Source organism: Micromonospora sp. CB01531, assembly GCF_001905095.1.
Lineage (GTDB): Bacteria > Actinomycetota > Actinomycetes > Mycobacteriales > Micromonosporaceae > Micromonospora.
In genome coordinates, this window is the sequence record NZ_LWLS01000112.1 from 1 (window position 1) to 13,047 (window position 13,047).

General features: G+C 73.1%; 13 protein-coding genes and 1 pseudogene. 7 read left to right on the forward strand and 7 right to left on the reverse strand.

The window, feature by feature from the left end; all coding sequences use genetic code 11:
* Positions 1-136 precede the first annotated feature (136 nt).
* A pseudogene (locus A6A27_RS33945) lies at positions 137-725 on the forward strand (AAA family ATPase); the annotation flags it as partial.
* A gap of 183 nt (positions 726-908) precedes the next feature.
* On the forward strand, positions 909-2,108 hold the full coding sequence (locus tag A6A27_RS33950) for a low temperature requirement protein A (RefSeq protein ID WP_073838752.1): 1,200 nt from the start codon (positions 909-911) through the stop codon (positions 2,106-2,108).
* A gap of 42 nt (positions 2,109-2,150) precedes the next feature.
* On the opposite strand, the gene A6A27_RS33955 is transcribed toward A6A27_RS33950, so the two are convergent.
* The 4 genes from A6A27_RS33955 to A6A27_RS33970 form a co-directional block, all read right to left on the reverse strand.
* On the reverse strand, positions 2,151-3,710 hold the full coding sequence (locus A6A27_RS33955; protein ID WP_073838753.1) for an FAD-dependent monooxygenase: 1,560 nt from the start codon (positions 3,708-3,710) through the stop codon (positions 2,151-2,153).
* A gap of 70 nt (positions 3,711-3,780) precedes the next feature.
* Entirely contained in the window at positions 3,781-4,350 is a 570-nt protein-coding gene (locus A6A27_RS33960; RefSeq protein ID WP_073838754.1) for a TetR/AcrR family transcriptional regulator, read from the reverse strand.
* Positions 4,340-4,834 carry an SRPBCC family protein gene (locus A6A27_RS33965; RefSeq protein ID WP_073838755.1) on the reverse strand — a complete coding sequence of 165 codons (495 nt, stop codon included), beginning with the start codon at positions 4,832-4,834 and terminating at the stop codon, positions 4,340-4,342. The genes A6A27_RS33960 and A6A27_RS33965 overlap by 11 nt, the downstream gene beginning before the upstream one ends.
* 30 nt (positions 4,835-4,864) lie before the next feature.
* Positions 4,865-6,205: a nicotinate phosphoribosyltransferase gene (locus A6A27_RS33970; protein WP_073838756.1), complete on the reverse strand. Its 1,341-nt coding sequence runs from the start codon at positions 6,203-6,205 to the stop codon at positions 4,865-4,867.
* Between the two features lie 213 nt (positions 6,206-6,418).
* Here A6A27_RS33970 and A6A27_RS33975 point away from each other — a divergent pair, with 213 nt between their 5' ends.
* From A6A27_RS33975 to A6A27_RS33985, 3 genes are all read left to right on the forward strand, one after another.
* Positions 6,419-7,084 carry a hypothetical protein gene (locus A6A27_RS33975; protein ID WP_073838757.1) on the forward strand — a complete coding sequence of 222 codons (666 nt, stop codon included), beginning with the start codon at positions 6,419-6,421 and terminating at the stop codon, positions 7,082-7,084.
* Between the two features lie 32 nt (positions 7,085-7,116).
* A complete protein-coding gene (locus tag A6A27_RS46475) occupies positions 7,117-8,337 on the forward strand; it encodes a M23 family metallopeptidase (RefSeq protein ID WP_073838758.1) in 1,221 nt (406 codons plus the stop codon).
* 66 nt (positions 8,338-8,403) lie between these two features.
* Complete coding sequence (locus tag A6A27_RS33985) at positions 8,404-8,736, forward strand: putative quinol monooxygenase (RefSeq protein ID WP_073838759.1); 333 nt, start codon at positions 8,404-8,406, stop codon at positions 8,734-8,736.
* Positions 8,737-8,743: 7 nt separating this feature from the next.
* Here A6A27_RS33985 and A6A27_RS33990 read toward each other — a convergent pair whose 3' ends face one another.
* On the reverse strand, positions 8,744-10,318 hold the full coding sequence (locus A6A27_RS33990; protein WP_241825589.1) for a Na+/H+ antiporter: 1,575 nt from the start codon (positions 10,316-10,318) through the stop codon (positions 8,744-8,746).
* Positions 10,319-10,442: 124 nt separating this feature from the next.
* Positions 10,443-11,063 carry an L-threonylcarbamoyladenylate synthase gene (locus A6A27_RS33995; RefSeq protein ID WP_073838760.1) on the reverse strand — a complete coding sequence of 207 codons (621 nt, stop codon included), beginning with the start codon at positions 11,061-11,063 and terminating at the stop codon, positions 10,443-10,445.
* A gap of 128 nt (positions 11,064-11,191) precedes the next feature.
* On the opposite strand from A6A27_RS33995, the gene A6A27_RS45330 reads away from it, so the two are divergent.
* The gene (locus A6A27_RS45330; protein WP_073838761.1) at positions 11,192-11,545 is read left to right on the forward strand and encodes a hypothetical protein; all 354 of its coding nucleotides are present in this window, start codon (positions 11,192-11,194) and stop codon (positions 11,543-11,545) included.
* Here the strand turns inward: A6A27_RS45330 and A6A27_RS34005 are convergent, their stop codons facing one another.
* On the reverse strand, positions 11,546-12,082 hold the full coding sequence (locus tag A6A27_RS34005; RefSeq protein WP_073838807.1) for an alpha/beta hydrolase: 537 nt from the start codon (positions 12,080-12,082) through the stop codon (positions 11,546-11,548).
* A gap of 196 nt (positions 12,083-12,278) precedes the next feature.
* Between A6A27_RS34005 and A6A27_RS34010 the strand changes: the two genes are divergently transcribed.
* Complete coding sequence (locus A6A27_RS34010; protein WP_241825590.1) at positions 12,279-13,016, forward strand: GntR family transcriptional regulator; 738 nt, start codon at positions 12,279-12,281, stop codon at positions 13,014-13,016.
* Positions 13,017-13,047: the final 31 nt, after the last annotated feature.

Below are 13,047 nucleotides of genomic sequence, written 5' to 3' on the forward strand. Positions count from 1 at the left end.
CGCATGACGGGCCAACACCACCACCTGCGACGGCGACGGATCGACCGTGAACCGGAACGCGGTAAACCTCCCCACAACCCCACAGCATGCCTACCACCTACGACACTTCTGAAACACGCAATAGGAGTCACCCTTCATGTCCGAGATGCTGCGTGCCCCCGCCGAGGTCAAGTACGCCGACGAACTCGACTACCTGGAGTCGGTCGACACCGACCCGAAGCCGTTCTCCTGGCGGCTCAGCCCGCGCATGGTCCGGCTGTTCGTCCTCGGTTCCGAACGGGCCGACGGCCTGGACCGGGAGATCCCGCAGAAGTGGTTCGGCGACCGCACCTTCGTCGAACGCAGCATTGTGACGCTCGCCTCCGACCGGGGTCTGCTGCTGATCGGTGACCCGGGCACCGGCAAGAGCTGGCTGGCCGAGCTGCTCGCCGCCGCGATCTGCCGCAACTCCACTCTCGTCGTGCAGGGCACCGCCGGCACCACCGAGGAGCACATCAAGTACTCGTGGAACGTGTCCATGGTCATCGCCCGCGGGCAGTCCCGCGAGTCGATGATCCCGTCGCCGATCATGACCGCGATGGAGCAGGGCGTGATCGGCCGCTTCGAGGAGCTGACCCGCTCCACCAGCGACGTGCAGGACGCGCTCATCTCCATCCTGTCGGAGAAGTACGTCTCGATCCCCGAGCTGAACGACGACAACATCGTCTTCGCCAAGCCCGGCGAACAAACAGCACGCAGACCCGGTGCCCGGGACTACCGCACCGGCACTGGTATGCCCCGTCGACGGGATCACGGCCGAGCACCGGTGGGAGCCGGCGGCCGTCGACTTCGTCGTCGTGCCGGAAGCAGGCAGACGTGCATGGTACGACTGTGTGGGTGGCGGAGACGGACGGCGGACCGACGCGCCGATGACCGCGGACCTGGCCGCGCGGCTGTTACGCGGGGGCGGCGGGCCCAGCCGCGCCACCTTCCTGGAGCTGTTCTTCGACCTGGTCTTCGTCTTCGCGCTCACCCGCATCTCGCAGCGGTTCGTCGAAGACTTCAGCTCGGGACGGCCAGCGCTGCCCGAGGCCGGTCAGACGACGTTGCTGCTGTTGGCATTCTGGCTGGTGTGGTTGCAGGCCGCGTGGGTGACCAGCCGGTACGACCCCGACCGGCGGGCCATCCAGCTGCTGATCGTCGGCATCATGCTCGGCACCCTGTTCATGGCCGTCGCCGCGCCAGCGGCGTTCGGGGAGCGGAGGCTGGGTTTCGCCGCCACGTACGTCGCGATTCAGGTCGGCCGCTCGCTCGTCCTGGTGCTCCTCCTGCGGAGGCACGAACAGCGGCGGATCCCTGGCCGAATCCTGTGCTGGTCCGCCGTGTCGGCCGTCCCCTGGATCGTCGGCGCCGCCATCGCCGAAAGTCCAGCCGGCGGGGCGCTGTGGACGCTCGCCCTGGCCGTGGACTACATGGGCCTCGTCCTCGGCTGGCCCACGCCCGGGCTGGGCCGCTCGCGCATCCCAGGGTGGTTGATCGCGGCCGAGCACCTGGCGGACCGGTACCAGCAATTCCTGATCATCGCGCTCGGTGAGGCCGTCGCGCTCATCGGCCTGGCGTTCAGCCACGGGGAACTGACCCCCGAGCGCACGGTGGGTTTCCTCATCGCCTTCGCCAGCACGGTGCTGCTGTGGCTGGTCTACTTCTTCCGCGCCGGGTTCGTGCTGCGCGAGGCGGTGGCGGCAGCTGACCGCCCGGCCGGTCTCAGCCAGGTGGCGGCCTACACCCACCTGGCGATGGTGGCGGGCATCCTGGCCAGCGCTGTCGGGCACGAACTCGTCGTCGGCCAGCCGGGCGGGCGTCTCGATCCCGCCTGGCTGGCCGTCGTCCTTGGCGGCCCTGCCCTGTTCATCGCCGGGCATGCCTGGCTGGGGCACGGCCTCTTCGGCCGCGTGTCCCGGCCGCGACTCGTCGGGCTGATCGTGCTGGCTGCCCTGGCACCGGTGCTGGCCTTCGCGCCGCCCCTGGCGGCCACCTCTGCGGCCACCCTCGTCCTGGCCGGCGTTGCCGTCGCCGACGCGGCGCACGGGCGCCGCCGGCCACCGGAGCGCCCGGCGCCGCACGGGTGAGACAGCCAGGGTGGGCCATAGTGTAAGCGTGCCGGCGGTCGCTCAGCCGAGCCAGCGGCGCAGGTAGGCCGCCAGCCCGGTCAGGTCACCGCCGCCGGAGCGGTAGCCGAGGTGCCCGTCGGGGCGTACCAGCAGCAGGCCGGCCACGCCGGGAGCGAGGCCGAGCCGGCGCAGTGCCACCCGGTCCTCGGCGGCGCCGGGCAGCCGGTGCACGGTGACCTGACCGGCCCGGCGCAGCGGCGTGACGACTTCCTCCGGCCAGGCCGCTGGCGGACCGCCCAGCAGCAGGTGCCAGCCGGGCGGGGCGGTGAGCCGGTGCAGCGTGGTGCCGGCGAGCGGGGCGTCGGGCAGCCGGTCGCCGGCCCGAGGGCCCCGGCGTGGCGCGCCCGGGCCCTGCACCGACAGCGGGCTGCGCCGGTAGCGGATGTTCAGTTCCGCCACCGTGCGGAAGGCGGTGGCGCGCACGCCCCGGGCGGCGAGCACGGTAGGCAGCACGGCGGGCGCGATCCGGGTGCGGGCGAAGCGGGCCAGCGGGCTGGTGGAGGTGACGGCGGTGAACGTCCGGTCGGTGAGGCGCAGCACCAGCCGGCCGACCGGCGCCCGTTCCGCCTCGTAGCTGTCCAGCAGCGCCGGGTCCGGGCTGCTCTGCAGCGTGTGGGCGAGTTTCCATCCGAGGTTGACCGCGTCCTGGATGCCGGTGTTCATGCCCTGGCCTCCGGCCGGGCTGTGGATGTGCGCGGCGTCGCCGGCCAGGTAGCACGGCCCGGACCGGTAGCGGGTGGCGGCGCGGTGGTGCAGCCGGAAGTTGGTCATCCAGACCGGGTCGCGCAGCCGTACCGCCCCGCCGGTGTAGGTGTCGGCGAGGGCCTGCACCTCGGTGAGGGTGAGCGGGGCGTCCGGTGGGGTCCGGTCGTCGGGTGGGCGGATGGCCAGCAGCCGCCAGGTGGCCGGGTGGCCGAGCGGGAAGAGGAGGAAAAGCCCCCGCTCGGCGAGGAAGGCGTGCGCCGGGCCGGCGGTCACGCCGTCGGCCTCGAGGTCGGCCAGGACGAACGTCTGCGGGTACGCGGCGCCCTCGAACCGGATCCCGGCCAGGTGGCGGACGGTGCTGTGCGCGCCGTCGCAGCCCACCACGTACCGGGCGGACACCTGTTCGGCAGGGCCGTCCCGGTGCCGCAGCGTCGCGACGGCGCCGTCACCGGTACGGTCCAGCCCGACTAGCTCGACCCCCCGCTCCACACCGATCCCCGCCGCCGTCAGGTGCTCGCCCAGGATCCGCTCCGTCTCGGCCTGCGACAGGAACAGCAGATAGGGGTACGCGGTGTCGTGCAGGCCGAGGTCGAACAGCGGCACCATCCGCTGCCGACCGCGCACGTGCAGGCACAGGCGCACCGCCCGGTTGCCCAGGGAGACCAGTTCGTCGGTCACGCCGAGCCCGGCGAGGACCTCCAGGGTGCGCGGCTGGATGCCCAGCGCCCGGGACTCGTGCACCCGGTCGAGCGCCCGGTCGACGACGCGTACCCGCACGCCGAACGCGGCGAGCTGCCCGGCCATGGCGAGCCCGGTGGGTCCTGCCCCGACCACCAGCACCTCGACGGAGTCCATCGGCACCCCCTGGCTCGGATCGCGGGACCGCCCCTTCTGGGCATGACGATATCGAGGCGCCTCCAGCAGTTCACGCCGCTGACGGCGGCGGGGCGGTAACGAGCTGCGCGAGCAGGTCGGCGGCGGCGTCCAGGACGTCCCGGTCGCCGGTGATCAGCAGGTCCAGCAGCAGGCCGCGGGTCGCGGCGAGACTCAGTCGGGCCCGCCGGCGGGCCTCCGCGCGGTCGTACCCGAGCTGGACGAACAGCTCCTCGACGGGGCCCGCCCAGGCGGCGATGACCGAGGCCCGGAACGGCTCGGTCCAGGATCGGCCGTACAGCGCGTGCGCGTAGATCTCGAAGAACAGCCGTTCTGCCGGGGCTAGCGCGGGGTCGGCGAGGCGCCGCCAGAAGCGTCGGCTCACCTCGACCGGATCATCGGTCTCCGTGGCGAGGGTGGCGAGCGCGGCCCGTTGCTCGGCCTCGACCCGTCGGACGACCTCGGTGAGCAGGCCCTCCCGGCTGCCGAAGTGGTAGATGAGCATGCGGTGGCTGGTGCCCGTACCGGCGGCGATCTCGCGGAGGCTGAGCTGGCTGAACCCGCCCTCCTTCAGGAAGCTGACGCACCGGTCGAGCAATGCCTCGCGGGCGTCACCGGCCACCGGTGGACGCCGCGCCGTCGTCCGTCGCCGCACCGGCCGCACCGGCGGATGACGCCGCCGTGGCTGCGGCCTCGGCGGCGGCTCGGAGCCCGGCCGCCTCCATCCGCAGGTACCGCCGCGTCCGCGCCGCGGTCAGCAACGCGACCAGCCAGGCGAGGGCGCCGGTCTGCCGGATGCCGATGTCGATCCGGCTCGTCCCGTCCGGCTCGGGCTCCACCCGGTGGTAGGCGACGGTGTGCACCCCGGGGACGTGTGAATCCCAGGCGAACGAGGCGCCCGGCCGTAGCTCGTCGACCCGCCACACGGTGGGCGGCAGGCCGGGCTGCCGGATGCGGAACCGGTTGCCCACCGCCAGGGCGGGGCTGTCGAGCGGCTCCACCGCCGACATGGACGCCGTCCACCGGGGATAGCTCGTCACGTTCGCCAGCGCGGCCCAGGCGTGCTCGGGGGCCGCCGTGGTGGTGATCGTCTCCGCGTAGTTCATGTACCAGATGGTACACAGCGGCGGCGATCGTCAATAGCTGCCACCTCGGCCCAGCTGCGCGGTGACCCGCTCCCGCAGCGCGGTCAGCGCCGGGCTGACCGCGACGGCGAGCGGCGTGGGATCGGCCAGCCGCCGCGCCCCCGCCGGCAGCCAGGCGAGGTCGGCGTCGAACCGGCGGCGGGCAGACCGCACCTCACCTGCGGGGTCGGCGTTCTCGAGGCGCCGGCCAGCACGCATGACCGGCGCCAGCAGCGGCTCGCGATCCGCCGGGGGCGGCTCGTCGCGCAGCCCGACCAGATCCCCGTCGGCGCCGGTGGGATCGCGGAACACCTGCTTGCGGCCGGGCAGCGTGGCCTTGCCGGGCGACAGCTTGAGCACCGGCCGGCCGCCGTAGGCGACCAGTTTGTAGGCGCTGTCCAGCGACGGCGCGTCGTAGGAGACGCCCATCTTCGTGCCCACGCCGTACCCGTCGATCGGGGCGCCCTGAGCGACGAGCGCCGCAATGACGTCCTCGTCCAGGCTGCCACTGGCCACGATCCGGGCCTGCCGCAGCCCGGCCTCGTCCAGGATCGCGCGGGCCTGCCGGGCCAGCACCGCCAGGTCGCCGGAGTCAAGCCGCACGGCCATCGGGCCGGTCAACCCGAGTTCGGTGACGACGTCCACGGCGGCCCGGACGCCGGCGGGCGTGTCGTAGGTGTCCACGAGGAAGATCGGGTTCGTCGGGAAGTCGGCGGCGAACGCGCGGAACGCCGCCCGCTCGTCAGGGAACGCCTCGACGTAGGAGTGGGCCATCGTCCCGGACGGGGTGAGCCCGTACCGCCGGGCGGCCTCGACGTGGCTGGTCGCGGTGAAGCCGGCGATGGCCGACGCCCGCGCCACGCCCGCCCCGGCCTCGATGCCGTGCGTACGACGGAACGCGAAGTCGATCAGCTGTGCGTCGCCGGCGGCCAGCCGGCAGCGGGCCGCCTTGGTGGCCACCGTGGTGTGGAAGGTGATCAGGTTCAGCACCCCGGTCTCCACCAGCTGCGCCTCCGCGATCGGCGCGGTCACCTCCAGCAGCGGCTCGTCGGCGAAGACCACGCGACCCTCGGGTACGGCCCACACGTCGCCGCTGAACCGCAGCCCGGCGAGTGCCGCCAGGGTCGCCGGGTCGAGCCCGGCCACCTCGCGCAGGTAGCCCAGCTCGTCGTCGTCGAAGGTGAAGCTCTCCAGGAAGTCCAGCGCCTCGGCCAGGCCGGCCGCGACCAGGAAACCGCGGCGGTGCGGCAGGCGGCGGACGAAGAGGCTGAAGGTGGCCGGCTCGGTCATGCCGCGGCGCAGGTAGCTGGCCGCCATCCGCAGCTCGTACAAGTCGGTCCGCAGTCCGCTCATGCCACCCCCTCGACCACGCCACCACTGTGGTGGACGCGGCAGTGGCGCGTACGGGAAACGGAGATCCTGCGGCAGCCCAGCACCGCGTCGAGGGTGCCGACGGATCCACCGGTTGGCGGCCAGGCGGGATCCCCCGCGTCGCATTGACGAACTCACCCGGACGTGGGTCCGGTTCGGCGGGCGGGCGGGCACCGGCGGGAATAGAGTGTGGGAATGGGGGAAGCGGTTGCCGCGTCCGCGGTGGCCATCATGGCTGCCGTGATGGGTGGCGTCCCGACGCCGACACCGACGCCGAGCCTGCGGGTGGACGCGACCCCCGTGCTGACCTCGACCCCGTTCGGTGCGCTGCCCGGGCAGCAGGTCACCCACACCGTCACCATCGCCGGCACGGCGACGCTCGTCGCCGCGCGGATCACCTTCACCACCACCGCAGATCTGGAGACGGTCACGGCGCGTGCCCAGCCGGGTTGGTGCGCGGTGACCGCCCGCGAGGTGGTCTGCGACCTCGGCGACGTACGGCTGGCCAGCGGCTCGCCGGCGCCGCGGATCACGATCACGGGGCGGGTCCGGCCGGGCGCGGAACCCGGGACGGTGGTCCGTAACCGGGTCAGCCTCACCTCCGAGCAGGTGCCGGAGAACGAGGCCCAGATCGCCAGCAACGCCTACCTGGTGCCCGGCTCGACCACGACGCCCATCGACCCGCCGGCCGAGCCGCAGGCGGCGACGGTCGACCCGACGCCGGCCCGGTCGATGCGGGTGCCCACCGTGCTGGCGGTGGTGGTGGCGGGCTTGGCCGCGGCCGGGGCGGTGCTGACCCGTCGACGCTTGCGACAGCGTCGCGCGGAAAGTGTTACGACCGGACGGCCGGATCCGATGTAGCAGGCGGAGGCAGGCGACGTCAGGAGCACGGCATGAACCGACGGTGGTGGCGGCGGGCAACGCTGGCGGCGGTCGCCGGGACGGCGACTGTGGTTACGACGTCCACCTGGCTGGACGCCGGGACCGGCACCGCGGCGGCGCAGGGGCCGCTCCCCCTGCCGACACTCTCCCTGCCCGTGCCACTGCCGACCGTGTCGCTGCCGCCCCTGCCACTGCCGTCGGTCACGCTGCCCCCGCTCACGCCGCCGTCGCCGAAACCGCCCACCGTCCGACCCACGGCCTCCCCGTCGGCCGGCCCGTCGACCGGGCACACCCCCGGGCCGGCGCCGGCCTCGCCGACCGCGCCGCCGCGAGCCGGCGGACCGGCCGCCCCGGCCACGGCCCCGCCCACCATCGATCCCGGGTCCGCCCCGGCACTCATCGCCGCCGACCCCGGCGCCGACCTGTACCCGCAGCCACCGGCCGACGCCGCCATCACACCCGACGCCCGTCAGGTCGCCGCGCTCACCGACGTCGAGCGCCGGATCCAGTACCTGCACAACATCCTGGCCCGCACCCGCGACGACCTGGCCACGGTGCAGCGCCAACCCGATCCGGTGCTGCAACTGCTGACCGCCTGGACCGGCGGCCCCGCGCCGGTGGGTGACCCGGCGCCGCCGCTGGCCGTGGTCGACGCCGCGGACCTGCTCGACACGCCCACCGGCCGCGCCGCCGCCCTGTCCGCCGCGATCACCTCCGGTCAGGCCGAGCTCACCGGCCGGCAGCGGGAGGAGACGGCGCTCCGGCGGGAGATCGACCGGCGGGCCCACGCCGCCGCCGTGACCGCCGCCCCGGCGGCACCGACCACCCGGGTCGGCGGGAGGCGGCTGGGCCGCCCCCTGGCGGGCCGGCTCACCAGCGAGTTCGGCGTCCGCTTCGACCCGTACTACCACGTCTGGCAGCGGCATCCCGGGATCGATCTCGCCGCCCCGATCGGCACCCCGATCAGGGCGGCCGCCGACGGACGGGTCACCCGCGCCGGATGGTACGGCGGATACGGCAACTACATCTGCGTCGACCACGGCCGGGTGTCCGGGCAGCGGCTGTCCACCTGCTACGGCCACCAGTCCCGCCTGCTGGTGTCGCCCGGACAGCGGGTCCGCGCCGGCCAGGTGATCGGCCTGGTCGGCTCGACCGGCGCTTCCACCGGACCACACCTGCACTTCGAGGTGCGTCTCGGTGGCCGGGCCGTGGATCCGCTGCCCTGGATCTGAGACGCGCCGTTCCCTCGCTCCGGACCGTCGGTGTCCTCGCGCGCCCGGACGGATAGCCTGGTCGCCATGATCTTCATTACTGCCAAGTTTCGAGTGAGGCCGGAGGACGCCGACCGCTGGCCGCAGATCGTCGCGGAGTTCACCGAGGCCACCCGCGCCGAGCCGGGCTGTCTGTGGTTCGACTGGTCACGCAGCGTGGCCGACCCGACGGAATACGTGCTGGTCGAGGCGTTCCGCGACGACGAGGCCGGCGCCGCGCACGTGCAGTCGGAGCACTTCCGCACAGCGCAGCGGACGCTGCCGCCGCACCTGGCCGAGACGCCCCGGATCGTCAACGTGACCGTCCCGCAGCAGGACTGGTCGCTGCTCGGCGAGATGGCCGTCCCCGAGGGCAGGTAGTCGGCCATCAGTCCTCGACGGTCGGGCCGAGCAGCCGGATCTCCTCGATGTCCAGGGCCGCCTGCACCTCGCGCAGCACGGCGTCGTCGATCTGGTTGGTCCGCCGCAGCCGGGTGAGCTCCTGCCGCTTGCGGTCGAGGACGCCCAGCCGCAGCCGCCGGGCGAGTTCCCGCTCTTCCTCGGCCTGCTCGTCCCCCGGGCACCGGATGTCGTCGAGGTGCTCCTGGTAGTCGGAGCGGAGCCGTTCGACGGCGTCCGGCGCTGCGCCCACGTCGGCGGCCACCTGGGGCAGGGCGTCGAGGGCGGCCTCGGTGGCCCGGATGCGCGCCCAGCGGACCTCGTCCTCCCGTTCCTGGTCGCCGCTGAGGCCGGCCCAGTTCACCACGGCCGGCAGCGTGGTGCCCTGGACCAGCATGGTCAGCACGATGACCGTGACGGTCACGAAGATGATCAGGTCGCGTTCGTGGACTGGCGTGCCGGCGCTGGTGGCGACCGGCACGGCGAGGGCTGCGGCCAGCGAGACCGCGCCCCGGAACCCGGCCCAGCCGGCCGCGGTGCGGACCCGCCAGTCGAACCCGCGGCCGCGCCGGGACTCACGCCGGTCGAGGTTCTGCAGCGTGGACACGCCCAGGTGCACCCAGGCCATCCGGGTCACCACGACGACGACGGTCACCACCACCGCGATGCCCAGCGACTGCGTCGGCGAGTGGCTGGTGATGCCGCGTAGGGATCGCGGGACCTGCATGCCGAGCAGCACGAAGAGGCTGCCGTTGACCATGAAGGTGGACAGGTCCCAGAACGCGAACGCGGTGATCCGCGAGCGGGCCCGGATGATCCGGGGCGCGGCCCAGGAGATGAGCAGCCCGGCGACCACCACCGCGAGGACGCCGCTGGCGTGCACGACGTCCGCGAGCAGGAACGCCACGAACGGGGTGAGGATGCTGATCCCGCCCTCGCGCAGCGGGTCGTCGACGTGGCTACGGATCAGGACGGCGGCCCCGCCGACCAGCAGGCCGGCGGCGATTCCGGCGGCGGCCGAGCCGACGAACCGCCCGAGCAGTCCGGCTGCCCCGGGGAGTGCTCCCCCGGCGATCACCCCGACCGCGACGGCGAAGATCACCAGCGCCGTTCCGTCGTTGATCAGGCTTTCCGCGCGCAGGGTGGTGAGGATGCCGCGCGGCATCCGTTTGGCCAGGCCGGCGACGGCGGCGGCGTCAGTCGGCGCGAGCACCGCGCCGAGCACCCAGGCCGCCGGCGAATCGACGCCGAGGGCCTTGGCGGCGTACGCGACCGCGACCGTCGTCAGGAGCACCAGCGCCACGGCCAGCAGGGCGATCACCGCGAGGTTGGCCCGGACCTCGCGGATGCTGATCACGAGGCTCTCCCGGTAGAGGATCGCCGGGAGGAAGAGCACCAGCACCACCTCGGGTGGGAGCACCACGTGCGAGAACGGTGGGAGCAGCCCGAGCAGCGCGCCCATGCCGATCAGCAGGACCGGGGGCGCGACACTGTAGCGGCCGCCGATCGTGGTGCCGATCAGCACCGTCGCGCCCAGCACCGCGATCAGCACGAGCGGTTCCACGTCGTACCCCCGTCACCCGATCGGCGTGGTGCGGCGGCGGGCGGATCGCGGGCACGCCGCTGCCCCAACATGGTGGTACGGCCGACCGAGGACGTGCGGACAAACCGGCTAATTTGGGCGGCGGCTACTCGAAGCGCGAGGGATCCCCGGCGCCGTGGCGCAGGATCTCCGGTTCGGGCCCGGACAGGTCGACCACGGTGGTCGGCTCGGTCCCGCACTCCCCCGCGTCGACGACGGCGTCGAGCTGGTGGTCGAGCCGTTCCTTGATCTCCCAGCCCTGGGTCAGCGGCTCGTCCTCGTCGGGCAGCAGCAGCGTGCTGGACAGCAGCGGCTCGCCCAGTTCGGCCAGCAGCGCCTGGGTGACCGTGTGCTTCGGTACGCGTACCCCGACGGTGCGCTTGCGCGGTTCCTGGAGCCGGCGCGGCACCTCGTGGGTGGCCGGCAGGATGAACGTGTAGCTGCCCGGGATGGCGGCCTTCACCAGGCGGAAGACCGAGTTGCTGACCTTGACGAACTGGCCGAGCTGCGCGAAGTCGCGGCAGACCAGGGTGAAGTGGTGCCGGTCGTCGAGCCGGCGGATCTCCCGGATCCGGTCCAGGCCGCCACGGTTGCCGATCCGGCAGCCGAAGGCGTAGCAGGAGTCGGTGGGGTAGGCGATCAGCCCGTCGTCCCGGATCACGTCGACCACCTGCCGCAGGGTCCGCGGCTGCGGATTGTCCGGGTGCAGGTCGTAATACCTCGCCACGGCACCCAGCCTATGCCTCGCCGCGCGGACCCGCCCGGGGTGGGGCGCGGCACAAATTTGCAGCTCGCAGGTTTGGCGGAGGATCGGACCGGAAAGGATGAGGCCCGCTCGAAGAGGGGGACCCGACCATGTCCGATGCCAGCACAGACCGCGACGACCGTCCGGCCGAGGTGACCGACCCGCTGCTGTGGCGGCTCGCCGCCGCGGTGGCCGACACCCACCAGCCGGACGAGCACGGCGCCTGCGACAACGGCAGCTGCTTCGGCGCGGCCTGGCCCTGCGCCCCGTGGCACAGCGCGCAGGTGGGTCTGCGGGCGGCGCAGGCCGCACCTCGTACCGGCACGGCCGAGCCGGCCGCCCACGAGGACGCACCGGAGACGCCGGCTGGACGGTCCGCCGTGGCAGCCGCAGCCCGACCAGTTGCCGTTGGCGGTCACGTCCGCGGCCTGACCCGGCGCACCCGGGATGCTCAATCCGGTTGATCAGCCTGGCCAGCTGATCGCGTCGAGGAACTCTTCCACGGCGACCACGACTCGGCTGAGCACCGCGATGGATTCCGTGAGCGGGCCGGGTACGTACATCCCGTGATCCGCTCCTTCCACCTCCAGCACGTGGGGTGACAGCCGGCGGGCGAGGTCACCGTCCCACACCTTGTCGGCGGTGCCACCCACGAGAAGGAACGGTGCGGTCGCACGGTTCAACGCGTCAGCCACCCACGGCAGGGCGAGCAAGGGCGTGAGCCACACGGCCGGCAGGGATCTCTCGGCGGCAATCGCTGCCGCATTCGTGCCGAGCGACTTGGCCAACAGCAGGGGGCGACCGCCGACCTTGTCGATCAGCGGAGCGACCTCGCCGCTGACCCACCCCTCGATTGCTGGCTCGTCTGGCCTCGGAAACTCCTGGGACCACGAGTATCGGTGCACCGCTGCGCCCCGCTGCTCCGCCACATCGCCGGCATACATGAGCAGGGGCGCACCCGGCCCGAACATACCGCCGGGAATCACGACAGCGTCAGCCATGCGGACGACCTTACCCAGACCCGTGATGGGGAGGAGGTCAGCGACCTCGGGCTCGCTCCTGGTCATTGACTGGTAACCGTGACCGCGAGTTGTGTCAATGTATTGTCCTGACATCCGCCGGCTTCACCGGGTGACCGCTTCGGTACAGTGGCGCCCATCCCCGGACCCCTGGACAGCCGTGACGAGGAGGTCCCCCGTGACCAGCCCCGAAATCGTCGTCGACCGGAGCAGCCCGATCCCGCTCTACTTCCAGGTCGCCGAGCAGTTCGCCGCCGCGATCCAGCGTGGTGACCTGGCACCGGGCGACCGGCTGGACAGCGAGCTGCAGCTCGCCGACCGGCTGGGACTGTCCCGGCCCACCGTCCGGCAGGCCATCCAGCACCTGGTGGACAAGGGGTTGATCGTGCGCCGGCGGGGCGTGGGCACCCAGGTCGTCCGGGGCGAGGTCCGCCGGGCGGTGGAGCTGACCAGCCTGCACGACGACCTCGCCCGGGCCGGGCGGCAACCGTCCACGTCGGTGTTGGAACTGGCAACTGTGGGCTGCCCGGCCAAGGTGGCGGCGGCGCTCGAGGTGGACGCCGACAGCCCGGTGCAGCACCTGCGCCGGCTCCGCTTCGCCGACGGGGAACCCCTGGCGGTGATGGAGAACTGGCTTCCGATCGACCCGATCCGGCTAACCCTGGACGTCCTGCAGGCCCGTGGCCTGTACGCCATCCTGCGCGCGGCCGGGGTCCGGATCCGCAGTGCCCAGCAGCGGATCGGGGCCCGGGCGGCGACCGCCGCGGAGGCGCAGATGATCGGCGAGCGGCGCGGCGCACCGCTGCTGACCATGACCCGCACCGCGTACGACGACCAGGGCCGGCACGTCGAGTACGGCGAGCACCTCTACCGGGCCTCCCGGTACGCGCTGGAGGTGACCGTCGCCGAGCGGTGAACCCCAGGTTTCTCGCCCATTTCGGTGACAG